Annotated in this window: 23 protein-coding genes, 1 rRNA gene and 1 riboswitch; of the genes, 20 read left to right on the top strand and 4 right to left on the bottom strand. The window is 36.3% G+C overall.

The features are described from left to right. Positions 1-63 precede the first annotated feature (63 nt). From rrf to purD, 13 genes are all read left to right on the top strand, one after another. A 5S ribosomal RNA gene (rrf, locus tag KFD70_RS23600) occupies positions 64-179 on the top strand. Between the two features lie 554 nt (positions 180-733). Then, positions 734-835, top strand: a riboswitch (purine riboswitch). A gap of 110 nt (positions 836-945) precedes the next feature. Next, positions 946-1,431 (top strand): 5-(carboxyamino)imidazole ribonucleotide mutase, encoded by a 486-nt coding sequence (gene purE / locus KFD70_RS23595; protein WP_336454117.1) that lies wholly within the window; start codon positions 946-948, stop codon positions 1,429-1,431. Further along, entirely contained in the window at positions 1,428-2,579 is a 1,152-nt protein-coding gene (gene purK / locus KFD70_RS23590; protein ID WP_336454118.1) for a 5-(carboxyamino)imidazole ribonucleotide synthase, read from the top strand. Before purE ends, purK begins: the two co-directional genes overlap by 4 nt. Then, positions 2,576-3,877 (top strand): adenylosuccinate lyase, encoded by a 1,302-nt coding sequence (purB, locus tag KFD70_RS23585; RefSeq protein WP_336454119.1) that lies wholly within the window; start codon positions 2,576-2,578, stop codon positions 3,875-3,877. The genes purK and purB overlap by 4 nt, the downstream gene beginning before the upstream one ends. A 94-nt stretch (positions 3,878-3,971) precedes the next feature. Next, positions 3,972-4,691 (top strand): phosphoribosylaminoimidazolesuccinocarboxamide synthase, encoded by a 720-nt coding sequence (purC, locus tag KFD70_RS23580; RefSeq protein WP_336454120.1) that lies wholly within the window; start codon positions 3,972-3,974, stop codon positions 4,689-4,691. Then, entirely contained in the window at positions 4,684-4,938 is a 255-nt protein-coding gene (gene purS, locus KFD70_RS23575; protein WP_000278826.1) for a phosphoribosylformylglycinamidine synthase subunit PurS, read from the top strand. Before purC ends, purS begins: the two co-directional genes overlap by 8 nt. Then, positions 4,935-5,618, top strand: a complete 684-nt coding sequence (purQ, locus tag KFD70_RS23570) for a phosphoribosylformylglycinamidine synthase subunit PurQ (protein ID WP_336454121.1) — start codon at positions 4,935-4,937, stop codon at positions 5,616-5,618. Before purS ends, purQ begins: the two co-directional genes overlap by 4 nt. Next, positions 5,602-7,821 carry a phosphoribosylformylglycinamidine synthase II gene (gene purL / locus KFD70_RS23565; RefSeq protein ID WP_336454122.1) on the top strand — a complete coding sequence of 740 codons (2,220 nt, stop codon included), beginning with the start codon at positions 5,602-5,604 and terminating at the stop codon, positions 7,819-7,821. The genes purQ and purL overlap by 17 nt, the downstream gene beginning before the upstream one ends. Beyond that, positions 7,806-9,221 carry an amidophosphoribosyltransferase gene (gene purF, locus KFD70_RS23560; protein WP_336454123.1) on the top strand — a complete coding sequence of 472 codons (1,416 nt, stop codon included), beginning with the start codon at positions 7,806-7,808 and terminating at the stop codon, positions 9,219-9,221. Before purL ends, purF begins: the two co-directional genes overlap by 16 nt. Before the next feature lie 99 nt (positions 9,222-9,320). Beyond that, the gene (gene purM, locus KFD70_RS23555) at positions 9,321-10,361 is read left to right on the top strand and encodes a phosphoribosylformylglycinamidine cyclo-ligase (RefSeq protein WP_336454124.1); all 1,041 of its coding nucleotides are present in this window, start codon (positions 9,321-9,323) and stop codon (positions 10,359-10,361) included. Beyond that, positions 10,358-10,945: a phosphoribosylglycinamide formyltransferase gene (gene purN / locus KFD70_RS23550; RefSeq protein ID WP_336454125.1), complete on the top strand. Its 588-nt coding sequence runs from the start codon at positions 10,358-10,360 to the stop codon at positions 10,943-10,945. The genes purM and purN overlap by 4 nt, the downstream gene beginning before the upstream one ends. A gap of 24 nt (positions 10,946-10,969) precedes the next feature. Further along, the gene (gene purH, locus KFD70_RS23545) at positions 10,970-12,505 is read left to right on the top strand and encodes a bifunctional phosphoribosylaminoimidazolecarboxamide formyltransferase/IMP cyclohydrolase (protein ID WP_336454126.1); all 1,536 of its coding nucleotides are present in this window, start codon (positions 10,970-10,972) and stop codon (positions 12,503-12,505) included. Positions 12,506-12,671: 166 nt separating this feature from the next. Continuing rightward, positions 12,672-13,937 carry a phosphoribosylamine--glycine ligase gene (gene purD / locus KFD70_RS23540; protein WP_336454127.1) on the top strand — a complete coding sequence of 422 codons (1,266 nt, stop codon included), beginning with the start codon at positions 12,672-12,674 and terminating at the stop codon, positions 13,935-13,937. An 82-nt stretch (positions 13,938-14,019) separates the two neighbouring features. Here purD and KFD70_RS23535 read toward each other — a convergent pair whose 3' ends face one another. Next, a complete protein-coding gene (locus KFD70_RS23535; protein ID WP_336454128.1) occupies positions 14,020-15,426 on the bottom strand; it encodes a sigma-54 interaction domain-containing protein in 1,407 nt (468 codons plus the stop codon). A 187-nt stretch (positions 15,427-15,613) separates the two neighbouring features. Between KFD70_RS23535 and KFD70_RS23530 the strand changes: the two genes are divergently transcribed. The 4 genes from KFD70_RS23530 to KFD70_RS23515 all read left to right on the top strand — a co-directional run bounded on the left by KFD70_RS23530 (position 15,614) and on the right by KFD70_RS23515 (position 19,736). Next, positions 15,614-16,390 carry an SDR family NAD(P)-dependent oxidoreductase gene (locus KFD70_RS23530; RefSeq protein WP_336454129.1) on the top strand — a complete coding sequence of 259 codons (777 nt, stop codon included), beginning with the start codon at positions 15,614-15,616 and terminating at the stop codon, positions 16,388-16,390. A 30-nt stretch (positions 16,391-16,420) separates the two neighbouring features. Further along, a complete protein-coding gene (gcvPA, locus tag KFD70_RS23525) occupies positions 16,421-17,809 on the top strand; it encodes an aminomethyl-transferring glycine dehydrogenase subunit GcvPA (protein WP_336454130.1) in 1,389 nt (462 codons plus the stop codon). A gap of 29 nt (positions 17,810-17,838) precedes the next feature. Beyond that, positions 17,839-19,410, top strand: coding sequence for an aminomethyl-transferring glycine dehydrogenase subunit GcvPB (gene gcvPB / locus KFD70_RS23520; RefSeq protein WP_336454131.1), 1,572 nt, complete (start codon positions 17,839-17,841; stop codon positions 19,408-19,410). 173 nt (positions 19,411-19,583) lie between these two features. Beyond that, a complete protein-coding gene (locus KFD70_RS23515; RefSeq protein ID WP_336454132.1) occupies positions 19,584-19,736 on the top strand; it encodes a hypothetical protein in 153 nt (50 codons plus the stop codon). Positions 19,737-19,845: 109 nt separating this feature from the next. Here KFD70_RS23515 and KFD70_RS23510 read toward each other — a convergent pair whose 3' ends face one another. Next, complete coding sequence (locus KFD70_RS23510; RefSeq protein WP_336454133.1) at positions 19,846-21,045, bottom strand: YbfB/YjiJ family MFS transporter; 1,200 nt, start codon at positions 21,043-21,045, stop codon at positions 19,846-19,848. A 121-nt stretch (positions 21,046-21,166) separates the two neighbouring features. Between KFD70_RS23510 and KFD70_RS23505 the strand changes: the two genes are divergently transcribed. After that, positions 21,167-22,051: a LysR family transcriptional regulator gene (locus KFD70_RS23505; protein WP_336454134.1), complete on the top strand. Its 885-nt coding sequence runs from the start codon at positions 21,167-21,169 to the stop codon at positions 22,049-22,051. Positions 22,052-22,447: 396 nt separating this feature from the next. Here KFD70_RS23505 and KFD70_RS23500 read toward each other — a convergent pair whose 3' ends face one another. Together KFD70_RS23500 and KFD70_RS23495 are read right to left on the bottom strand one after the other, a co-directional pair. Next, positions 22,448-22,597, bottom strand: coding sequence for a hypothetical protein (locus tag KFD70_RS23500; RefSeq protein ID WP_336454135.1), 150 nt, complete (start codon positions 22,595-22,597; stop codon positions 22,448-22,450). A 45-nt stretch (positions 22,598-22,642) separates the two neighbouring features. After that, positions 22,643-22,834, bottom strand: a complete 192-nt coding sequence (locus KFD70_RS23495; RefSeq protein WP_336454136.1) for a hypothetical protein — start codon at positions 22,832-22,834, stop codon at positions 22,643-22,645. A 158-nt stretch (positions 22,835-22,992) separates the two neighbouring features. Here KFD70_RS23495 and KFD70_RS23490 point away from each other — a divergent pair, with 158 nt between their 5' ends. Then, complete coding sequence (locus tag KFD70_RS23490) at positions 22,993-25,209, top strand: peptidase domain-containing ABC transporter (RefSeq protein WP_336454137.1); 2,217 nt, start codon at positions 22,993-22,995, stop codon at positions 25,207-25,209. Next, complete coding sequence (locus KFD70_RS23485; RefSeq protein ID WP_336454138.1) at positions 25,202-25,765, top strand: CPBP family glutamic-type intramembrane protease; 564 nt, start codon at positions 25,202-25,204, stop codon at positions 25,763-25,765. The genes KFD70_RS23490 and KFD70_RS23485 overlap by 8 nt, the downstream gene beginning before the upstream one ends. Positions 25,766-26,362 lie beyond the last annotated feature (597 nt).

Genomic DNA, 26,362 nt, shown 5'->3' with positions numbered 1-26,362 from the left:
GAGGACTTAACCATATAATATGAAGCAAATGTTATCTAGTTTTGAAGGAATATGCCTTCATAGTTTGGTGATGATGGCAGAGAGGTCACACCCGTTCCCATACCGAACACGGAAGTTAAGCTCTCTAGCGCCGATGGTAGTTGGGACCCTGTCCCTGTGAGAGTAGGACGTCGCCAAGCAAAAACCTAAGTCTTTTTGACTTAGGTTTTTTGTGGTTTTAAATTCTCTTTTCATACTATTATTCAGGCATAAAGGCATCCTTTAGTTCAAAAACACTTTAATCGGTAGGTTCTTCTATCTCAAAATGAATTACTTCATTATCTTCAATACATACATTGGGAATATTTTATCATTGTGTATTATTCAGTCTCCTGATAAGATTGAACCGTTTAAACAACCTGAAAAGTCCGGTACTGTTTATTCATCAACTAGCTTTTCTCATAGCAATCTTTTTCATACACATTCATATAAGCATAAAGCTCCTAAATAAAAAATATATGCTGAATAATCTTTTTAGCTCCATTGATATAGTACCCTAATGAAACCTTGTAGTTAAAGGGGAATCCTTGTATATCTATATTTTGAATTATTACCCTAATTCCCTTTCATACATGCATATATTTTCACTTCCTCTTTTGAATATAACTAAAACACGAACGTTATCAATAAGTAATAAAAAAACATTCGATTATTTATTGACATTGCTCATGGAATATTGTTAATATAGCCATAGAAACAATATTATATCGCACCTCATATAATCGCGGGGATATGGCCTGCAAGTCTCTACCTAACGACCGTTATTCGTTAGACTATGAGGGAAAGTCACTCGGTATTTTTCTATTCACAAAGGATACGTATGCCTGAGTAGAGCGCTTTCTCTCATAGTAAAAGAGAAAATGTTCTATTTCAGGCTTTTTTTATTTGAATCGGGGGGATTCTAATATGAAATCACTAGTTGGAGTCATAATGGGAAGCGCGTCAGACTGGGAAACAATGAAATATGCTTGTGATATTTTAGATGAATTAAACATTCCGTATGAGAAGAAAGTTGTATCCGCTCATCGGACTCCAGATTATATGTTTGAATATGCAGAAACAGCTCGTGAACGTGGGTTAAAAGTTATTATTGCTGGAGCTGGAGGAGCCGCTCATTTACCAGGAATGGTTGCAGCGAAGACAAATCTTCCTGTAATCGGTGTTCCTGTTCAATCAAAAGCATTAAATGGTTTTGATTCGTTACTGTCTATCGTTCAAATGCCAGGAGGAGTTCCAGTTGCAACTGTTGCGATTGGTCAGGCTGGTTCAACAAATGCAGGACTACTAGCGGCACAAATACTTGGCTCATTTCATGATGATATACATGATGCATTAGAACTGAGACGAGAAGCAATTGAGAAAAATGTGCGTGAAGGTAGTGAACTAATATGACAAGAATCATTTTACCAGGAAAAACAATTGGAATTATTGGCGGTGGCCAGCTTGGAAGAATGATGGCGCTAGCAGCGAAGGAAATGGGTTATAAAATTGCTGTACTAGATCCGACAAAACATTCACCATGTGCACAAGTTGCTGATATTGAAATTGTTGCATCTTATGATGATTTGAAAGCGATTCAGCATTTAGCAGAAATAAGCGATGTTATCACATATGAATTTGAAAATATTGATTATAGATGTTTACAATGGCTTGAAAAACATGCGTATTTACCACAAGGCAGTCAGCTACTATACAAAACACAAAATCGTTTTACAGAGAAAAATGCAATCGTAAAGGCTGGGTTACCAGTAGCACCATATCGACTTGTCCAAAAGCAAGATGATCTTCTTGAAGCGATTCAAGAACTGTCCTTCCCTTGTGTGTTAAAAACAACAACAGGAGGGTATGACGGTAAAGGACAAGTGGTTTTAAGAAGTGAATCAGATGTTGAGAGAGCAAGTGAACTTGCTAGTCAAACTGAATGCATTTTAGAAAAATGGGTGCCATTTGAAAAAGAAATATCAGTGATTGTAACTCGTAGCATAAGTGGTGAAACGAAGGTATTTCCAGTAGCTGAAAATATTCACGTGAATAACATCTTACATGAATCTATCGTACCAGCTCGCATCACAGAAGCACTTTCACAAAAAGGAATTGAATACGCACAGGTACTTGCGGATGAACTGCAGCTTGTGGGAACACTAGCAGTAGAGATGTTTGCTACAGCAGCTGGTGAGATTTATATTAATGAATTAGCACCAAGACCTCACAATTCAGGGCATTATACAATCGATGCATGTGAAATAAGTCAATTCGGGCAACATATTCGAGCAATCTGTAATTTACCTCTAGGAGAAACAAATTTGTTAAAACCAGTTGTCATGGTAAACATTTTAGGCGAACATATAGAAGGGGTCCTTGGACAAGTGAATAGATTAACCGGGTGCTATTTACACTTGTATGGAAAAGAAGAAGCAAAGCCACAGCGTAAAATGGGGCATGTAAATATTTTAAATGAAAATATTGAAGTTGCTTTAAAAAAAGCGCAGAGTTTGCATATTTGGGACCATCAAGAACAACTTTTGGAGGGAAAAAGATGATTAGTCGTTATACACGCCCTGAGATGGGTGCGATTTGGACGGAAGAGAACAAATTTAAAGCATGGTTAGAAGTTGAGATTTTAGCTTGTGAAGCATGGGCTGAACTTGGCGATATTCCAAAAGAAGATGTGAAAAAACTTCGTGAGAATGCATCATTTGATATTGATCGTATTTATGAGATTGAGAAAGAAACACGTCATGATGTAGTTGCATTCACTCGTGCAGTATCAGAAACACCAGCATTAGGCGAAGAGCGTAAATGGGTACACTACGGCTTAACATCAACAGACGTAGTGGATACAGCGTTATCTTACATCTTAAAACAAGCAAATGAAATCTTATTAAAAGACTTAGAAAACTTCATTGAGATTTTAGCGAACAAAGCAAAAGAGCATAAATACACAGTGATGATGGGAAGAACACATGGTGTGCATGCGGAACCAACAACATTTGGTTTAAAACTTGGTCTTTGGTATGAAGAAATGAAACGTAACTTAGAGCGTTTCAAGCAAGCAGCTAATACAGTTCGCGTTGGTAAATTATCTGGTGCAGTTGGTACATACGCGAACATTGATCCATTCGTAGAGAAGTATGTTTGTGAAAACTTAGGTTTAGAAGCAGCGCCAATTTCAACACAAACATTACAACGTGATCGTCATGCACATTACATGTCAACACTTGCATTAATTGCAACATCTATTGAAAAGATTGCGGTTGAAATTCGTGGCTTGCAAAAGAGTGAAACACGTGAAGTAGAAGAGGCTTTCGCCAAAGGGCAAAAAGGATCTTCTGCAATGCCGCATAAACGTAATCCAATCGGATCTGAAAATATGACTGGTATGGCTCGCTTAATTCGTGGTTACATGTTAACTGCTTATGAAAATGTTCCATTATGGCACGAACGTGATATTTCTCACTCTTCTGCAGAACGCGTGATCTTACCAGATGCAACGATCGCATTAAACTACATGTTAAATCGCTTTGGTAATATCGTGAAAAACTTAACGGTATTCCCAGAGAATATGAAGCGCAACATGCAAAGAACATACGGCTTAATTTACTCTCAACGCGTAATGCTTACGCTAATCGACAAAGGTATGGTACGTGAAGAAGCTTATGATATCGTACAGCCTAAAGCGATGGAAGCTTGGGAGACACAAGTACAATTTAAAGAGCTTGTAGAAGCAGATGAGCGTATTACAAGCAAATTAACACAAGAAGAAATCAACGAATGCTTCAATTATGAACATCATATGCAACATGTTGATACAATTTTTGAACGTCTTGGATTGAACTAAGCTGATAATTTGATATGGCACAGAGTAGAGGTATTCTGTGCCATTCTTTATAAATAAACTATTCACATTTTTCAAACTACAGGGGGCTTGCGAAATGCAAAAGCTAGAATTGCTGTATGAGGGTAAGGCAAAAAGAATTTATCGTACAGAAGCAGCAGATATGGTTTGGGTAGAGTACAAAGATAGTGCTACTGCTTTCAATGGGGAGAAAAAAGCGACAATTACAGGAAAAGGTCGTCTGAACAATGAGATTACAACTCTTTTATTCAGAAAGTTACAAGAAGTAGGAATCAAAACACATTTTGTTGAGAAGCTGTCAGATACAGAACAACTTGTGAAAAAGGTAAGTATTATTCCATTAGAAGTTGTCACAAGAAACGTAATTGCAGGAAGTCTTTCAAAACGATTAGGAATGGAAGAAGGAACTGCACTTGCAGCACCAATCGTAGAACTTTACTACAAAGATGATGATTTAGGAGATCCGCTTGTAACAGAAGACCATATTCGTGTGTTAAACGTTGCAACGCCAGAGCAAGTAAGTACATTAAGAGAACAAGCTCTACAAATCAATCAAGTATTGATTGAGCACTTCGCAAGCTGTCGTGTAAGATTAGTAGATTTTAAATTAGAGTTTGGATTAACAGAAGAAGGCGAAATCGTATTAGCAGATGAGATTTCACCAGATACTTGTCGTTTATGGGATGAAGAGAGTAATGAGAAATTTGATAAAGATGTATTTCGCCGTGATCTTGGGAATTTAACAGAGGCATATGAAGAAATTTTAAAACGTTTAGGGGGAGCTTCACATGTATAAAGTTAAGGTATATGTAACATTAAGAGAGAGCGTATTAGATCCACAAGGAACAGCGGTGAAAGGTGCTTTGCACAGTCTTTCTTTCACAGAAGTACAAGATGTTCGTATCGGTAAATATATGGAATTAACAATTGATAAATCAGTAACTGATCTGGATAGCAAGGTAAAAGAAATGTGTGAAAAGCTATTAGCGAACGTAGTAATGGAAGATTTCCGTTATGAAGTTGAGGAGGTTGTCGCACAGTGAAATTTGCCGTAATCGTTTTTCCAGGTTCGAACTGTGATGTTGATATGTTTCATGCAATTAAAGATGAGCTTGGCGAAGAGGTAGACTACGTTTGGCATGATGCAGAGAATTTAGATGAATATGATGCGATTCTTTTACCAGGAGGATTCTCTTACGGTGATTACCTTCGCTGCGGTGCCATTTCTCGCTTCGCAAATGCAATGAAGGCAGTACAAAAAGCTGCTGAACAAGGAAAGCCAATTCTAGGTGTATGTAATGGATTCCAGATTTTAGTTGAATCAGGATTGTTACCAGGTGCATTAATGCGAAATAAAAACTTAAAGTTTATGTGTCGTACTGTTCAGTTACGTGTTGAAAATAACGAAACGATGTTTACATCGCAATATGAACAAGGTGCAGTAATTAACATTCCAATTGCACATGGTGAAGGAAATTACTATTGTGATGAAGCAACTCTTAAAGAATTAGAAGAAAAGAATCAAATTGCATTCCGTTACGTAGATAATCCAAACGGAAGCGTTTCAGATATTGCAGGTATTGTAAACGAAAAAGGAAATGTACTTGGCATGATGCCACATCCAGAGCGTGCTGTGAATGAAATTCTTGGCGGCGCTGAAGGTTTAAAAGTCTTTCAATCTATTTTGAAACATTGGAGGGAAACATATGTCGTTAATGCTTGAACCAAATCCAACACAAATTAAAGAAGAACGTATATATGCGGAAATGGGGCTAACAGACGAAGAGTTTGCCATGGTTGAAAAGATTTTAGGACGTTTGCCGAACTACACAGAAACAGGACTATTCTCTGTTATGTGGTCAGAGCATTGTAGTTATAAAAACTCAAAACCAGTTCTTCGCAAATTCCCGACTACAGGAGAGCGCGTTTTACAAGGACCTGGCGAAGGTGCAGGTATTGTAGATATTGGTGATAATCAAGCGGTTGTATTTAAAATGGAAAGTCATAACCACCCTTCGGCAATTGAGCCATATCAAGGTGCAGCAACGGGTGTTGGTGGTATTATTCGCGACGTATTCTCGATGGGAGCTCGTCCAGTAGCATTATTAAACTCACTTCGCTTCGGTGAACTACAATCACCACGCGTAAAATATCTATTTGAAGAAGTAGTTGCAGGGATTGCAGGATACGGTAATTGTATTGGTATTCCAACTGTGGGCGGAGAAGTACAATTTGATCCATGTTATGAAGGAAACCCACTTGTAAACGCAATGTGCGTTGGCTTAATTAATCATGAAGATATTAAAAAAGGGCAAGCACACGGTGCTGGTAACACGGTTATGTACGTAGGTGCTTCAACGGGACGCGATGGTATTCACGGTGCAACTTTCGCATCAGAAGAATTATCTGAGAGTTCAGAAGCGAAACGACCAGCAGTACAAGTAGGCGATCCATTTATGGAGAAACTTCTTATCGAAGCATGTCTAGAGCTAATCCAATCTGATGCTCTTGTTGGAATTCAAGATATGGGAGCGGCAGGTTTAACATCATCTTCTGCGGAAATGGCAAGTAAAGCAGGAATGGGTATTGAAATGTATTTAGATGATGTACCACAACGTGAAACAGGTATGACACCATATGAAATGATGTTATCTGAATCACAGGAACGTATGTTGATTGTGGTGAAAAAAGGCAGAGAGCAAGAAATTGTAGACTTATTTGAGAAGTACGGTTTAGCGGCTGTTACGATGGGGAAAGTAACGGAAGATAAAATGCTTCGCTTATTCCATAAAGGTGAAATGGTAGCAGAAGTACCTGCGGACGCATTAGCAGAAGAAGCACCGGTTTATCATAAACCTTCAAAAGAGGCAGCATATTTTAAAGAGTTCCAAGAAATGGAAATGGAAACACCAAAAGTAGATAACTATAAAGAGACATTACTAGCTTTATTACAACAACCAACGATTGCAAGTAAAGAGTGGGTATATGATCAGTACGATTATCAAGTACGCACAAGCACAGTTGTTACACCAGGGTCAGATGCGGCAGTTGTACGTGTACGTGGCACAGAGAAAGCATTAGCAATGACAACAGACTGTAACTCTCGCTACATTTACTTAGATCCTGAAATGGGCGGTAAAATTGCAGTAGCAGAAGCTGCACGTAATATCGTATGTTCAGGCGGAGAGCCACTTGCAATTACAGATTGCTTGAACTTTGGTAATCCAGAGAAACCAGAAATTTTCTGGCAAATTGAGAAATCAGTAGATGGTATGAGTGAAGCTTGTCGTACACTACAAACCCCAGTTATCGGCGGAAACGTATCAATGTACAACGAACGTAGCGGTGAAGCTGTTTATCCAACACCAACTGTTGGTATGGTAGGTCTTGTTCATGACTTAAAACATGTAACAACACAAGAGTTTAAGGAAGCTGGAGATCTAGTTTATGTAATTGGTGAAACGAAAGCTGAGTTTGGTGGAAGTGAATTACAGAAGATGGTATACGGTAAAATCTTTGGTCAATCACCAAGCATCGACTTAGAAGTAGAATTAAAACGCCAAAAACAATTACTAGAAGCAATTCAAGCGGGACTTGTTCAATCTGCACATGACGTTGCAGAAGGCGGATTGGCAGTTGCAATTTCTGAAAGTGCAATCGGTGCGAAAGGCTTAGGTGCTACTGTGAAATTAGCTGGGGAAGCAACAGCGGCATTATTCGCAGAATCACAATCACGCTTTGTCGTAACAGTAAAACGTGAACAACAAGAAGCATTCGAAAAAGCAGTAGAAGCAATTCAAGTTGGGGAAGTTACAAGTACAAATGAAGTAACAATTCAAAATGAAGAGAACGAAGTATTACTTGTAGCAAATGTTGATGAAATGAGAAAGGCTTGGAAAGGGGCAATCCCATGCTTGCTGAAATAAAGGGGTTAAATGAAGAATGTGGCGTTTTCGGAATTTGGGGGCATGAAAATGCAGCACAAGTTACGTACTACGGCTTGCACAGTTTACAGCACCGTGGGCAAGAAGGCGCAGGCATTGTTGTAAATAATGGGGAGAAAATTGTTGGTCATAAGGGGTTAGGTTTAGTATCAGAAGTGTTTTCAAGAGGTGAGCTAGAAGGCTTAAATGGAAGATCAGCAATTGGACATGTGCGCTATGCAACAGCAGGCGGAAGTGAAGTAGCGAACGTGCAACCATTATTATTCCGTTTCTCTGATCATAGTATGGCATTAGCTCACAACGGAAATTTAATTAATGCAAAAATGCTTCGTCGCGAATTAGAGGCAGAAGGAAGTATTTTTCAAACGAGTTCAGATACAGAGGTACTACTTCATTTAATTAAGCGTAATACAAAAGGTTCACTCATTGAGAGCGTAAAAGATGCGTTGAACAAAGTAAAAGGCGCATTTGCGTATCTTTTACTAACAGGTAATGAAATGATCGTTGCGTTAGATCCGAACGGTTTCCGTCCACTTTCAATCGGAAAAATGGGAGATGCGTACGTTGTAGCATCTGAAACATGTGCTTTTGATGTAGTTGGTGCGACATACATTCGTGATGTTGAACCTGGGGAACTACTTATCATTAATGATAAGGGCATTCAAGTAGATCGTTTTACAAATGATGTGGAACACGCAATTTGTAGTATGGAATACATTTACTTTGCACGTCCAGATTCCAATATTGCTGGTATCAATGTTCATGCAGCACGTAAAAACATGGGGAAAGCTTTAGCAAAGGAAGCTCCTATTGAAGCAGATGTTGTAACGGGTGTACCAGATTCTAGTATTTCGGCAGCGATCGGTTATGCAGAAGCAACTGGCATTCCATATGAATTAGGATTAATTAAAAATCGTTACGTTGGTCGTACCTTTATCCAACCCTCTCAAGAATTGCGTGAGCAAGGGGTAAAAATGAAGCTTTCAGCAGTACGAGGAGTAGTTGAAGGAAAACGCGTTGTAATGATCGATGATTCGATTGTACGAGGAACAACAAGTAAACGTATTGTTCGAATGCTTCGCGAGGCAGGGGCGACAGAAGTGCATGTGAGAATTGCTTCTCCACCACTTAAATATCCTTGTTTCTATGGCATTGATATTCAAACAAGAAAAGAATTAATCGCAGCAAACCACTCTATAGAAGAAATACGTCAAATCATTGGCGCAGATTCTTTAACATTTTTAAGTGAAGATGGTTTAGTAGATGCAATTGGACGCCCATATGAAGGGAAATATGGCGGCTTATGTATGGCGTACTTTAATGGGGATTATCCAACAGCTCTTTATGATTACGAGCAAGAGCTTTTAGAAAGTATGAAATAAAAAAAGTGAGGAGCTTCTACTTTATTTGAAGTAGAAGCTAGCTCTTTTCTAAAGCGCCCGCTTTGGTGGGAGAAATTAAAAGACGAGGTGTAAAAAACGATGGCGAATGCATATAAGCAAGCAGGAGTAGATATTGAAGCTGGATATGAAGCGGTATCTCGCATGAAAAAACACGTACAAACAACAATGAGAAAAGAAGTACTAGGAGGTCTTGGCGGTTTTGGAGGTATGTTTGACCTATCAAAATTTGCATTAGAAGAACCTGTATTAGTATCTGGAACAGACGGTGTAGGTACAAAATTGATGCTCGCTTTCATGATGGATAAACATGACACAATTGGTATTGATGCAGTAGCAATGTGTGTAAATGATATTGTTGTCCAAGGGGCAGAACCGCTTTTCTTCCTTGACTATATTGCTTGCGGTAAAGCAGAACCTAGTAAAATTGAAAACATCGTCAAAGGTATATCAGAAGGTTGTCGCCAAGCTGGCTGTGCGCTAATTGGTGGAGAAACAGCTGAGATGCCAGGTATGTATTCCACTGAAGAGTACGACTTAGCAGGCTTTACGGTTGGTATTGTTGATAAAAAGAAAATTGTAACAGGTCAGTCTATTGAAGAAGGTCATGTGTTAATTGGTTTAGCATCTAGCGGTATTCATAGTAATGGTTATTCTTTAGTGCGCAAAGTGTTATTAGAAGACGGACAGCTATCTTTAGATCGTATACATGGTCGTTTAGAACTACCTCTTGGTGAAGAACTATTAAAGCCAACGAAAATTTATGTCAAACCTATTTTAGAACTATTGAAGAAATATGAAGTGTATGGCATGGCTCATATTACAGGTGGCGGTTTTATTGAAAATATTCCACGTATGTTGCCAGAAGGAATGGGTGCAGAAATTGAACTAGGTTCTTGGCAAATTCAACCGATTTTTAGCTTGCTTCAAGAGGTTGGAAAACTAGAAGAAAAAGAGATGTTCAATATTTTTAACATGGGTATTGGTATGGTAGTGGCAGTAAAAGAAGAAGATGCAAAAGATGTTGTTAAGCTTCTTGCAGAGCAAGGGGAAAAAGCACACATCATTGGGCGCACTGTAAAAGGATCAGGTGTCACTTTTCATGGAGGCACAGAACTATGAGTAGATTGGCAGTTTTTGCCTCAGGAAGCGGCTCTAACTTCCAAGCGCTAATGAATGCAGTGGAAGAAAAAAGATTACAAGCTGATATTAGTTTACTAGTATGTGATCAACCTGAGGCGCGTGTTATCGAACGAGCGCATTATCATCATGTTCCATGCTTTGCTTTTTCAGCGAAAGAATATCAATCAAAAGAAGCGTTTGAAAATGAGATACTAAAAAAACTGCGAGAATACGAGATCGATTGTGTTATTTTAGCGGGATATATGCGTCTTATCGGGCCAACATTATTAGAAGCATATGGCGGAAAAATCATTAATATTCATCCATCATTATTGCCAAGTTTTCCAGGGAAAGATGCTGTCGGTCAAGCGTTAGAGGCAGGAGTGAAAGTAACAGGAGTGACAATTCACTACGTAGATGCAGGGATGGATACAGGACCGATTATTGCACAAGAAGCAGTAAATGTTTCTGACGCGGATACGAGAGAGAGTTTACAAAAGAAAATTCAGCAAGTTGAACATAGATTGTACGTAGATACGGTGAACGAAATCGTTCAATCTATGAAAGAGAAGACTGTTAAATAACATTCAACTAGGGGTGAAGGATAAATGAAAAAGCGTGCATTAGTAAGTGTTTCAGATAAAACAGGTGTTGTAGAGTTTGTTAAAGGGTTACTTGAACAAGGGATTGAAGTTATTTCAACAGGTGGAACGAAAAAATTATTGGAAGAAAATGGATTGCGAGTAATTGGGATTTCTGAAGTAACAGGATTTCCGGAAATTATGGATGGTCGTGTGAAAACATTACATCCAAACATTCATGGTGGTTTACTTGCAGTACGTGATAATGAAACGCATGTAGCGCAGATGAATGAATTAGGCATTCAGCCAATCGACTTTGTTGTTGTAAACTTATACCCATTTAAAGAAACAGTTGCTAAACCTGATGTGACATTTGCTGATGCAATTGAAAATATTGATATCGGTGGTCCAACAATGATTCGTTCAGCTGCGAAAAATCATAAATTTGTATCAGTGATCGTTGATCCAACAGATTATGATGTTGTACTAGCTGAGCTAAAAGAAAACGGTGAAGTTACAGACGAAACAAAACGAAAATTAGCAGCAAAAGTATTCCGCCATACAGCGGCATATGATGCATTAATCTCAAACTATTTAACTGAACAAATGGGAGAAGAAAGCCCAGAAACATTAACAGTAACATTCGAGAAAAAACAAGATTTACGTTACGGTGAAAACCCACATCAAAAAGCAACATTCTATAAAGCGCCGTTTGCAGCAACTTCTTCTGTTGCATATGCAGAACAATTACATGGAAAAGAATTATCTTATAACAATATCAATGATGCAGACGCAGCACTTAGCATTGTAAAAGAATTTACAGAGCCAGCAGTGGTAGCTGTAAAACATATGAACCCATGTGGAGTTGGTGTTGGTACTGATATTCATGAAGCATATACACGTGCTTACGAAGCGGATCCTGTATCAATTTTTGGAGGCATTATTGCGGCCAATCGTGAAATTGATAAAGCTACGGCTGAAAAGTTACATGAAATCTTCTTAGAAATTATTATCGCACCTTCTTTCTCACAAGAAGCTTTAGAAGTGTTGCAAAGTAAGAAAAATTTACGTCTGTTAACTGTAAATATTGAAAAAGCAGCAAATGCAAGTAAAAAATTAACTTCTGTACAAGGTGGCCTTTTAGTTCAGGAAGAAGATACACTAGCACTAGATGAAGATGCAATTACAGTTCCAACAAAGCGTGAACCAACGGAGCAAGAATGGGCCGATTTAAAACTAGCTTGGAAAGTTGTTAAACACGTAAAATCAAATGCGATTGTTTTAGCAAAAGATAACATGACAATTGGTGTTGGTGCTGGACAAATGAACCGCGTTGGCTCGGCGAAAATTGCCATCTCGCAAGCTGCTGACAAAGCGCAAGGTAGTGCCTTAGCATCTGATGCATTTTTCCCAATGCCAGATACAGTAGAAGAGGCTGCTAAAGCAGGTATTACAGCAATCATTCAACCTGGTGGATCTATCCGCGATGAAGATTCTATTAAAAAAGCTGATGAATATGGTATTACTATGGTGTTCACTGGTGTACGTCATTTCAAACATTAATAGAGATATACAAGCACATGAAATTTTATCGGCGCAAATTCAAATATATCGACCGTTTCTCATGATATATCGGCGTTTCGACATGGGATATCGACTTATCTACAAAATACGACACGGAAAATAGGCTTGCTCCTATTTTCCGTTTTAATAAAGTGGAGGATAAAATATGAATGTTTTAGTAATCGGCCGCGGTGGGCGCGAGCATGCTTTAGCTTGGAAGTTTGCCCAGTCTGAGCAAGTGGAGAAGGTGTATGTAGCACCGGGCAATGAAGGTATGAGAGATATGGCAATGCCAGTTGATATTGATGAAAATGATTTTGATGAACTTGTTTTGTTTGCGAAAGAAAACAATATCGGCTTAACATTCGTTGGTCCAGAAATTCCTCTTATGAATGGAATTGTTGACCGTTTTGAAGCAGAAGGACTTCGCGTTTTTGGACCGAATAAAGCAGCTGCTGTAATTGAAGGAAGTAAAGCTTTTACAAAAGAATTGATGAAGAAATACGATATTCCAACGGCAGCATATGAAACGTTCACAGACTATGAGGAAGCGGTAGCATACATTCAAAAAGTTGGTGCACCTATTGTTATTAAAGCGGACGGTTTAGCAGCTGGTAAAGGTGTAACGGTAGCAATGACGTTAGAAGAAGCGCTCGAAGCTGTAAAAGAAATGCTGCAAGATGTAAAATTCGGTGAAGCGAGTAAAAAGGTTGTTATTGAAGAATTTTTAGATGGACAGGAATTCTCTTTAATGGCATTCGTAAATGGAACAACTGTTTATCCGATGGTAATTGCACAAGATCATAAACGTGCTTTTGACGGTGATAAAGGACCGAATACAGGAGGAATGGGTGCATATTCTCCTGTACCGCAAATTCCCGAATCAGCAGTTAGCGAAGCAATTGAGACAATTTTACATCCAACTGCCAAGGCAATGATTCAAGAAGGACGTTCATTTACAGGTATTTTATACGCGGGACTTATTTTAACAAACGAAGGGCCGAAAGTAATTGAATTCAACGCTCGTTTTGGTGATCCAGAAACAGAGGTTGTATTACCTCGTTTAGAAAGTGATTTAGTCGACGTATGTAATTACGTATTAGATGGGAAAGAGTTAACACTTAAGTGGTCAGAGGAAGCAGTTATTGGTGTCGTACTTGCTTCAAAAGGATACCCAGAAGCATATGAAAAAGGTGCTGTGATTCGCGGGTTAGATATGTTAGAAGATGCAATTGTCTTTCACGCAGGTACAGCTATGAAATATGGAGATTTTGTAACAAACGGTGGTCGTGTGCTATTTGTTGCTTGTAAAGCAAAAGACCTACAAGAAGCGAAGGATAAAGTATATAAAGAGATAGAAAAAATCGAGAGCGATGGTTTATTTTATCGAAATGATATAGGATATCGTGCAATTGCAAAGGTAGATTTTTAGAAGCTAACATGTTTTATGTTAGCTTCTTTTTTTGTTTAGTAGTTTTTATGAAAAAAGCAAGCTCTAATAATAAAAGTATATATTATCTAGTTGGATCAGATATTCCGAGTTTTTCCATTTTTCTGTATAGTGTTCGCACACTTACTCCTAAAGCGGCGGCGGCTTGTTTTTTTCCTTCATAATCATAACCATAATCATGAAGTTTTTGAATAATACTCTCTTTTTCAGCCTCTTGTAATGCACCATGTTGTTTTGTAGTTGAACGCAGTAAATCCGAATTATTTTGAAGAAATGCTGGTAGTGATGATTTAGTTAATTGGCCACTTTTCTCCATATTCATGCTATATTCTAAAACATTCTCTAGTTCACGAATGTTCCCGGGCCAGTGATATTGTTTTAATCTTGCTAGGAACTCATCGGTATAAGTTTGAATGAATTTTCCTGTTCTTGTTTGTAATTTTTCAATTAAGAAGGGAACGAGTTTCTTTAAGTCTTCTTTCCGTTCGCGGAGTGGTGGTAAATGGATTGGAATAACATTGAGTCTGTAGTAAAGATCTGGACGAAATTGTTTAGATTCTATTAATTTTTCTAATGGTTGATTAGATGCAGCAATTATTCGGACATTCACTTTTTTAGGAAGCGTTCCACCAATTCTTTGTACAACACCATCTTGCAGTACTTTCAATAGTTTTGGTTGTAAATAGAGAGGGAGATCGGCAATTTCATCTAAAAATAGTGTTCCTCGATCAGCCATTTCAAAGTAACCCGGTTTTCCTTTTTTCCTTGCTCCCGTAAATGCACCTTCCTCATAGCCAAAGAGTTCACTCTCGAATAAAGATTCAGGAATACTAGCGCAATTTATTTCAATGAAATCTCCCCTTTGGAACATGCTTTGTTCATGAATCAGTTTTGCCATTAAGCTTTTCCCTGTCCCTGTTTCTCCTGTAATAACGATAGAGGAAGTACTACTTTTCATATTTTTTAAGATTTCTTTTATGTTTTGTAATGTATAGCTATTTCCAAGGATATATTCAGTTTGTTTTAATTTTGTCCCTACTCTGGCAGGAGAGTAGTTCGTTTCATGGATAATATCGGTAATAATTTCTTTTAATTTTTCCATCCAATAGATAAAATCTTTTTGCTGATCGAGCAATTTCTGTTGCTTATCTTTTGAAAAACTAACAAATGAAAGATAGCCATAGTGACGTTCATTTTGAATCATATTTTGTATGATTTCTGCAGTTGATGGACAACTCTTTTGAAAGTGACAACCATGACACATATTCATATGACCGGGTTTATGTACAAAGGTAATGGGATGTTCGTATAGTTTCTGGAAAAAGGGAAGGTATACACGCTCTCCTTTTTTCTTTTTATATTCTTCCGTTGAAGCAATTAATAGCCCTTCGTGGTTAAAATAAGCAATTTCTATTTGTAATAGTTCAGCAAAGGTATGAATAATTTTTGTAATTGCTGTGATTGTAGACAAGTTAGCCCCCCTTTCTATTATATAACTATTGTATGATAATTCAGAAAAATGCAAAAGTGTCAAATGTTTGTCAAAAATGTCAAATGATTGTGCTAAGGTTGCTTGCTACGATAAGGTTTTTCTATGTAATAAAATTGGCATGATTTTTGCTTAATAAAAGGCAGATGTGAATAAAGGAGGTTTTTTTATGGAAAGAGATTATTTTCAATTAAAGGATAAGGTGGCAGTTGTGACTGGAGCGGCATCAGGAATTGGGTATGCGACCGCAATGATTTTTGCTGAAGTAGGGGCTACGGTTATTCTTTTAGATATTGATGAAGAAAAGGGTATGCAAGCGGCACAGAGTTTACGAGATGAGGGACAGCGAGCAGAGTTTTTGAAGTGTGATGTAACAAGTGATTTAGATTGTAAGAATATCAGTGAACATATTAAGCGGGTATATGGAAATGTAGATGTGTTGTTTAACAATGCGGGAATTATTAGAAGAAAAACAGTTGTTGAATTAGAGGAAAGGGAATGGGATTCAGTTATTAATGTTTCATTAAAAGGTGTATACCTTTTATCTAAATATATCATTCCAATTATGGCTGAAAAGAAAGGTGGAAGTATTATTAACACTGGTTCCGGATGGGGGCTAAAAGGAGGCGATAAAGCAGCGGCATATTGTGCTGCGAAGGCAGGTGTTGTGAACTTAACGAAGGCGATGGCAATTGATCATGGACCGCAAAATATTCGAGTGAACTGCATATGCCCAGGTGATACAGATACGCAGTTACTACGTGACGAGGCGAAGCAATTGAATGTAGAAGAGGGAGTGTTTTTGAAAGATTCAGCAATAGATCGACCTTTATCAAGAATTGGTACGCCTCGTGATATTGCAAAAGGTGTTTTATTTTTGGCTAGTGATTTGTCATCTTGGGTGACAGGAACGGAACTCGTTGTTGATGGTGGAGGCTTAGCGTAATTGAATGAAATTTAATAAGGGGGTATTAAGATGACGAAAAAGGTACATCCTTACATTCCAAATATGGTACCTGAAGTAAAGGAAGAGATGTTAAAAGAAATAGGCGTTGAATCCGTGATGGAATTGTACGCTTGCATACCAGATGAACTAAAGTTAAAAGAGGAAATGAATATACCAAAGGCGCTTACAGAATACGAACTACGTCGCCATATTGAAGGGATATTGTGTAAGAATACGAGTACAAATGAATATCTAAATTTTTTAGGAGCAGGTTGTTGGCAACATTTTGTCCCAGCTGTTTGTGATGAAGTGAATCAACGCTCAGAATTTCTAACGGCATATGCTGGAGAACCTTATGAGGATCATGGTAGATTTCAAGCGTTATTTGAATATCAAAGTTTAGTCGCGGAACTTGTTGATATGGATGTTGTAAATGTGCCTACATTTGATTGGGGGCAAGCAGCAGCGACATCAATTCGGATGGCTGCCCGTATAACCAAAAGGACAAAGGTATTAGTAGCACAAACTGTATCACCGGAGAGAATAAAAATTATTCAAAATTATGGGTCTCCGGATCTTGAATTTATTTCTGTTGGTTATGACGATGAAAATGGTCTTCTAGATTTAGAAGATTTAAAGAATAAGGTATCTTCTAATGTAGCAGCGATTTATTTTGAAAATCCTTCCTATTTGGGGTTTATTGAATCACAAGGGATGGAAATTGCGGAAATTGCGAAGCAGTACAATGCGCTAGTAGTGGTTGGTGTTGATCCAATATCCCTTGGAGTACTGGCACCACCGAGTCACTATCAAGCAGATATTGTTTGTGGTGATTTGCAGCCTCTTGGTATGCATATGAACTATAGCGGAGGGCAAGCGGGGTTTATTGCTACAAGAGATGAAGAAAAATTTGTGAATGAATATCCTTCACGTTTATTTGGAATAGTACCAACAGTAAAAGAAGGAGAGTACGGATTTGGAGATGTAGCTTATGACCGGACATCTTTTGCGCTTCGTGAAAAAGGAAAAGAATCAGTTGGTACACAAACAGCGCTATGGGGGATTACAGCAGGGGTTTATTTATCGTTACTTGGACCGAATGGTATGTATGAATTAGGTCAAACCATTATGCAAAATAGTCAATATGCAGTAAAACAATTGAACAAAATCCCTGGGGTGAGAGGCTCAAGATTAAGTTCTCCATTTTTTAAAGAGTTTCTTGTTGATTTTAATGAGACCGGTTTATCAGTAGAAACTATAAATAAGAGATTGTTAGAAAAACAGATATTTGGAGGAAAGGATATTTCGAAAGAGTTTCCTGTATTTGGTCAATGCGCTTTATATTGCGTTACAGAAGTCCATACGAAGGAAGATTTGGATTGTTTAATTGCTGCTCTTCAAGAAATTGTGGTGAATTAAAATAGATGAATAGAAAGGAGACTAGACTCATGAAAAAAATTAAAGGGGATAGTAAAGTTCGTGACTTTCATCAAGCGAAATGGAATGAACCAATTATTTTTGAACTTCACCAGCGAGGAGAAAGAGGAGTAGAAGTTCCGGTAGCGGATCAAACGATTGTGCAGGAAGTTGGAGATGGAGTTTCAAAGATTCCTCATTCTATGTATAGAAAAGAAAGAGCGAGACTTCCAGAAATCGGTCAAGCGCGTGTGTTAAGGCATTATGTGAGACTTTCGCAAGAGACATTAGGGTCAGATTTTAATGTTGAAATTGGCCAAGGGACTTGTACGATGAAATATATCCCTAAAATTAATGAATTATTAGTACGAAATCCTAAAATAATGGAATTGCATCCTCTTCAAGATGAAAGTACGGTCCAAGGAATGCTGGAGATTATATATAAATTGGATCTTTGCATGAGAGAAATTTCTGGTATGGATCATTTTTCATTTCAACCAAGTGGTGGTACGCAGGCGTTATTCGCTATGGCATCCATTGTCAGAAAATATCATGAATCTCGAGGAGAAGGGGAAAAACGGAATGAAATTATTACAACCATTTTTTCACATCCTTCACAAGCGGCTACAGCAGCTGTTAAAGGTTTTAAAATCATTACGCTTCATCCCGATAAAGATGGATTTCCTGATCTTGAAAAGTTAAAAGCTGTTGTTTCAGAACGAACAGCAGGGTTTGTTGTAGCGAACCCTGAAGATACAGGGATTTTTAATTCGAAGATTAAAGAGTTTACACGGGTTGTTCATGAAGCTGGTGGGATTTGTTACTACGACCAAGCAAATGCAAACGGTCTTCTTGGGATTACTCGGGCGAAAGAAGCGGGATTTGATATGTGTTTCTTTAATCTTCACAAAACATTTGCAGCTCCGCATATGTGTGGTGGACCAGCAACGGGTGCACTTGGTGTGAGTAAAAAGTTAAAAGAGTACTTACCGGGACCAATTGTTGAGTGCGATGAGGGAAAATATTATTTAAACCATAAATTGAAACATTCTATTGGGAAAATACGTGCTTTTCATGGGGTGTCACAAACGATTTTAAGGGCTTATGCATGGATTCGTGCGCTTGGACCAGAAGGGCTAAAAGAAGTGGCGACCACGGCTGTGTTAAACAACAATTATATGTATCATAAAGTACAAAAAATTCGTGGTGCAAGTGCTCCTTATGTAAAAGGACAGCGGCTTGAACAAGTTCGTTATAGCTGGGAAGAGATGAACAATGAAACGGGTATTACGACAGAAGATGTTCAAAGAAGAATGACAGATTTCGGCTTACATTATTGGACGAGTCACCATCCATATATTGTTCCTCAGCCGTTTACGTTGGAACCGACTGAGAGCTATTCTAAGGTAGATTTAGATGAGTATATTACGGCACTTGAGCAAATTTCGAGAGAGGCATATGAAAGTCCAGAAATAATTCAAACTGCTCCGCAAAATAGTACGATTCATAAATTAGATGAACAGGATTTTCTAGATGATCCGAAAAAATGGTGTATCACATGGAGAGCTTATCAGAAGAAGGTACAGTTACCAGAGTTGATATAGAGTAGGGGCAATTAAGAGCTTTCTTGATTGCCTTTTTTATGTTGAAATAGGGATATAAAAGTGATTGCGCTTTAAATAATCTGAAAATTTAAGGCGCAATGGTATCCCTTTGGTCCATTGTTTACGTTAATATTATGTATCGTTGTTATTATTGGATAGGGAAGTGAAGTGAAGTGGTTTCTGGAGGGGAGATTAACTGGTATGGAATGTTTGTATCGTATATTAGTGTGCCAGTGTTTATCGCTCTTTGGTTAGGTTATAAGTTTATTAAAAAGACGAAGGTTGTCCCGTTAAAAGAGTGTGACTTTAGTCGAGATGATTTGTGAAGTAAGGATTAGGAAGTCTTGTGAAAATACACCCGCGGTTAGCGGGGGTATTTTTGTATAAGGGAATTATCTTTAAAAATAGGATAAAGGATATTGTATGTTGAATGTTTCAAGGAGTATTTGTATCTATAGAAGTTCGCTTAGCGCAGACATGCTTGCATTTTAGTTCACCTATTAATAATAGTAAAATTGAAATAACTAATGTAAGCGCAGCGCCAATGAGTGGAAAAGAGAAGCTCTGTGTTTGTTTCGCGATAACCCCTGTAAAAATTGGCCCAATAATTTGTCCAATACCATAAATTCCAGTTGTATAACCGATAACTTTATTGCTTTCATTTGGTTTGATTCTTTTTGCTTCTGTCGTTGTTAAGATAGTGATACCTACGAATGTAGCTCCGAGAAGAAAAGCACTTAAAAATGCTCCGATTACGTTGGGAATAAGAAGTGGAGATAGAACGCTTATAATTTGTAGACAGTAGGCTGAGATAAGAGCGCGTGTTGTCCCGTACTTTTGAGCAATGTTTGACCAAATATAGCTAGATGGAATAACGGCGATACCAACAATAATCCAGCTGCACGACGCATAAAAGGATGAGAGGGTAATTCTTTCTACAATCGTGACAAGAAAAGTTCCGGTAATGATGTAGCCAAATCCTTCAAATCCATAAGCTAAAATGAGCCAAAATAAATAATTTTTTCTATGAGTCGTGTCTATTGTAGTAACTTTTGATTTTTGCACAGTATGTCTAGTATCTTCTTTTAACCATTTCCACACAAAAATAGCTAAACTAAAGCTAATAAGACCTAATCCAATCCAAGATCCCTTCCAATACCAAAGCGAGTTGAACAGAGGGGCGAATAATCCAGCAAAAATAATTCCAATTCCAACACCACTATAAATCATCCCACTTAGTACAATCTTATTCCGATGAAATAAATAATCTAGAACAATACTAGAGGCAAGAACGAATACGATAGCACTCGTAAAGCCCCCAATAAGCCGAAGAGGAAACCAAAAGAAAATTTGAGAGGTAAAGCCCATACAAAGGGTCGAAAGGACGTTAAAAAATAAACAATGATGTAACACTTTTTCACGATTTTTTAACGTAATAAATCCAATAAAGAAGGCACCAAGAAGATAGCCGAGATAGTTACTGGAGGCTAAATATCCAGCGAGGTCTTCCTCAATATGAGCTTGCTTTTCCATAAAAGAAATAATGGGTGTGTAAGCGAAACGACTGATGCCCATTACAGCTACTAAGGCAAAGATACCGGATAGAATCATTTTCCATGTCTTTGTTTCTTTCATGTAATCTCCCTTCTTGAAACAGCTTTTAATACATATGATAGGGGAATATACATAGTGCGTAAAATACTGTTTTTTAATATGTAATATCAAAAATAATGATATGAATGAAAGGACGAGAAAAATGAACTTACAAGATTTTGTAGCTTTTTATATGGTAGCGCAAGAGCGAAGTATTTCAAAAGCAGCAGTTCGTCTTAATTTTGTCCAATCGAATATAACAGCTAAAATAAAAAGGCTAGAAACAGAGTATGAAACACAGTTATTTTATCGGCACCGTAATGGGGTCACATTAACGCCTGCAGGAGAAACATTATTGAGATATGCTGAAAAGATGATTCAATTATTAAATGAGTCAAAAAGAGAGATTAAATATACGAAATTATCAGGGGGAATGTTAAAAATCGGAGCAATGGAAACGGCAGCAGCAGTTAGACTGCCAAGTATTCTTTCTAATTATCATACAAAATATCCAGAAGTTGAGATTGCACTTCAAACGAACAGTACGGAAGAATTAACGAAAAAAATACTTTTACATGAGCTAGAAGGAGGATTTGTAGCGAATACCATTGACGATCCGGCGTTAGAAAAGATAGAAGTATTTCAAGAGGAAATGATGTTACTGTCAAAGAGAAAATTTTTACTGGATCATAAATATATGGAAGAGCAGTCATTTATCGTTTTTCAATCTGGCTGTTTTTATAGAAAGGTATTGGAGGAATGGTTATTGTCGGAAGGGATTGTTCCGAGGAAGGTAATGGAGTTAAACTCTTTAGATGGTATTATCGGATGTGTAAAAGCTGGTCTTGGCGTATCCATGCTCCCACGGGAAGTAGCGGAGCAATTTGATTCTCATGGGGAGCTCGTCCGTACACCGTTATTAAATGAAAATAGATTTATTCCAACGTACTTTATTTATCGGAAAGATAGTGTGAAAACAGCGGCATTATGTAAGTTTATTACATTGCTTTATAGCATAGAAGAAAAGAGGAATTGTAAATATTCCTAAAACATATCAAATGATTACCTAATATGAAAAGTAATTGGGATTATATTGCTTCTCATTCTTTTATTTATAAAGTTTGGATAACTTCCTTCGCTGAAGTAGAAAATTAGATAAAATGCGTTATCTCGCATTAACGCGGGCAGTAATACTCCCACCTCAAAATTTGGTGGAAGCAAAGAAGTGAGGTGAGAGCTAATAATTAGTGGGGGATGAAGCCCCCACTGATTAAGGTTTCACTTTATTGGAAAAAGTCGAACTTTTGATAATACTAATTATACGAACGAAAGTCCCTTCAAATCTTCTAAAGGGACTTTTCTAAGTTTCTAGATATATTGAATTCCGATAATGATATTTTATGTTAGTTTCATTTAACAAATGATTAATTGTATTATATGTAATTTATTTAATTTTTGATGCGATCCATTCTCCAAGTTCTTTCCCCCATTTTCGAGGATAATAAGATGCATCAGTTGCTACAAATGTTGTTTTACCACCATTAGTTTTTAGTAATTCTTTTTTTGTTAGTAGAGTATATTTGTTTTTATTCATTGTTATTTCTCCTTAGTATAGGGATTTTTTATATGTTTTTAATTATTACCATTTACCGCCTGGCATGCCATGTTTATATTGCATTTCCATTGATGGTCCTGGACCTTTAGCGTATTCTTTAGTCAATTTCCAAAGTTCTGACCCAATTGTATACATGTCAAAAGGACTTACTCCACCGTTTACTTTTTCAATTTCTTCTTTGTTCATTTCTTGTAATTTTGCTGTGTTTAGTTTCATGATATTTCCTCCTAATTATAATGTGTAGAAAAATGCATCAATTTTTTGAAATTAATAACAATGATAATTATATATCTTAATATATACATTTTTATATTCAATTATGCATATCTTCTTAATTATAAATTTTATATAGAAATAAGAGAGTAGGATATAAATTGAAAAGAAAATTTGTTTGTGTTAAACAACAAGATTTGAAAGATTGTGGGCCAGCTTGTCTTTCAATGGTTTCCCGTTATTATGGTCTTTCTGTAGCTATTTCAAAAATCAGAGAAATTGCTGGAACTGACCTAGAAGGGACAAATGTACAAGGATTAATTGAGTCCGGTGAAAAATTAGGTTTTGAAGTAAAAGGTGTTAAAGCAACTGATTCAGAGGCATTAAATGAAATTCCTTTACCAGCAATTGCACATGTTGTTATGCCAGGGGGACTACTTCATTATGTAGTAGTTTATAAAATAAAAAAGCAAAAAATATATGTGGCTGATCCGGCAGAAGGATTAGTAGTATATTCAAAAGATGATTTTTGTAAAATTTGGACTGGAATATTAGTATTATTAGTTCCTAGTCAAAATTTTCAAAGAGGAAATAAGAATGTAGGAACATTATCGCGTTTTTTAGTATTATTAAAAACACAAAAATCTTTACTTTTCCCTATATTTTTAGCATCTATTTTTTTAAATTTATTTGGATTATTGGGAGCATTTTATTTTAAATTTTTAATAGATGATATTGTAGCTAATCAGTTAATACAGTCACTTCATATTATTTCTATTGGAGTTATTGTATTGTATATTTTTAAAGTTTTACTTTCTTATTTTAGAACACATTTAATTTTATATTTGAGTCGAAGGATTGATGTTCGATTAGTACTTGAATATTATCGCCATGTAATTAATTTACCTATGAATTTTTTTGAGACAAGAAAAGTAGGCGAAATTATTTCTAGATTTATGGATGCTGGTAAAATACGTGATGCTTTATCAAATGTAACTATTACATTAATGATTGATACTGTAATGGTTTTATTAGGAGCAATTTTATTATATGCACATAGTCCAATGTTATTTGGAATTACATTATTTTTAATTCCATTTTATATAGGAATTATATTAGCATTTCATAAACCGTATCGACGTATTAATCGTGAAGAAATGGAAAGTAATGCAAAGCTAACATCGTATTTAGTGGAGTCTTTAAATGGGATTGCAACTGTAAAATCTTATAATGCTGAAAAAGAAGTGTTTTATCAAACAGAAAGTCGTTTTGTTAATTTACTTAGGTATATATTTAAAAAAGGAATGTTATTTAATTTACAGGGTTCTATTAAGACAGGGCTTGATTTGATTGGTGGTACAGTTATTCTTTGGGTGGGTGCTATGCAAGTATTAAAAGGTAATATGACAATAGGCGAATTGATTACATATAATGCACTTTTAACTTATTTTCTAAATCCTATTGAAAATTTAATAGGAATTCAGCCTATAATGCAGTCTGCATTAGTTGCTGGGGAAAGATTAAATGAAATTTTTGATTTGGACGTAGAAAAAGATGAAAAAGAGAATAATAAGGTTTTTCCTAAGCGTTTATCTGGGAAAATTGAGTGTTCAAATATTACATTTCGTTATGGAACACGTAAGAACGTTTTAAATAATATAAGTTTTTCTATTGAACCAGGTAGTCAAGTAGCTTTTGTAGGAGAAAGTGGTTCAGGTAAAACAACAATTTCAAAATTATTAATGTCCTACTATGAATCGCAACAAGGTGAAATATATTATGATGACTATCATATTAAAGAGATAAATCGAACAGCATTGAGAGATCGAATTGCGTATGTATCACAAGAATCTTTTTTCTTTAGTGGATCCATTTATGATAATTTACGGTTTGGACTTAAGAGTCCTATTTCATTAGAAGAAGTTATTCAAGTATGTAAACAGGCTTGTGTTCATGATTTTATTAGTGAGTTACCTCTACGTTATGAAACTCCTTTGGAAGAAAATGCTTCGAATTTATCAGGTGGACAAAGACAACGTTTGGCGATTGCAAGAGCTTTATTAAAAAAAACAGATATTTTAATTTTAGATGAAGCAACAAGTAACTTGGATTCTACGACTGAAAAACATATTACAGATATGTTAAAGGAATTAGGTTTACAAGGAATAACAGTAATTATGATTGCTCATCGTTTAAGTACAATTGAACATGCAAATGAAATTTTTGTAATGGAAAAGGGCAATATTATAGAAGAAGGTTCGCATGTAGAATTATTATTTAAAAAAGGTGAATATTATCGTCTTTGGAAGAATCAAACGGTTCATGTAGAGCATATAGAACAACAATTTTATGCAATGAGGGGTGGTCAATATGAGTAAAATCTATTCTTTTGATCAATTAACGGATAGTGTGGAGTTATTAGAAAGAAAACCACCTCGGTTTATTGCTATATTATTATCTTTGCTTTTTTTGAGTTTATTAGGTTTTATAATTTGGTTTGTATTACTTATAGTATTAGGAACATTTTTAGTTGTTATGCCATTAGATTTATTTTTACCAGCGATAAAACAACATCCGATAAAGGAAGAATCGGTTATTATACAGGTTTTAGTAGGGGGATTTGCGGCACCTGTATATGAAACATTAATTTTTCAGGTATTTTTATTTTGGGTATTAAGTTGTATTCCTCTTATTAAAGATCGTGATTATCTTATCATCTTAATAGCATCAATTATATTTGGATTAAATCATTTAAATGGTATTACTTATATAGTTGCTACAGCAATAATTGGAATTTTATATAACTATGCTTATTGGGTATATCAAAAAAAGAATGAAAAAGTTAAGGTAACAATATCTGCTTTTTGGATTGTCTTTTGGATTCATTTATTACATAACTTTATTGTTGTTATGGTAAATGCTTTTAATAAATAATTAGTTTTATCATATTATTATTATTATTAGTGAATATTTAAGTAGATGATAGAGGGAAACAGAATAAGGGTAAACTATAAAAAAGGTATTATGATATGTTTATTATGTGTATTTGTTTTTTCATATTAGGTAGTTGTGATTTTTTGGATGGATTTAAAAGTGGATTCAGTTCTAAAACTGAAAAAGTAGAAAAGTAGGAAAAATAATAGAATTTTTATAGGTGTTTTGAAGCCAAAAGATGACTTATTTAACGTCATCTTTTGGTTTTTTCTAATGAAATTAAAAGTAAACTTCTATTCAAAAGTTTACATTCGAAAAAGGAGAATAATCTCGAATTATTAGATCAATTTTTGATAATTATATAAGTGGAAAGTTTTTCAATCTGTTTCTCGTATCATTTCTGTATTCGTTATTCGTTATAAAACCCGTGTTTCATAATCGGTGTTATATGGATATTACAAAGTTTATCCCGTAAAAGCCCGATTGGTGAGGGTTAATAATCAGTGGGGATGAAGAAAGTCCCCACTGATTAAAGTTTCATGTTATTAGTGATTTCATTTTCAATAATTAGAAAAAGTAACTAAATCTAGTTGCTTT

The organism is Bacillus pfraonensis (assembly GCF_050768835.1).
In the GTDB taxonomy this organism is placed as follows: Bacteria; Bacillota; Bacilli; order Bacillales; family Bacillaceae_G; genus Bacillus_A; species Bacillus_A pfraonensis.
Note: the sequence above shows the minus strand (reverse complement) of the source record. Positions and strands in the feature narration are given on the sequence as shown.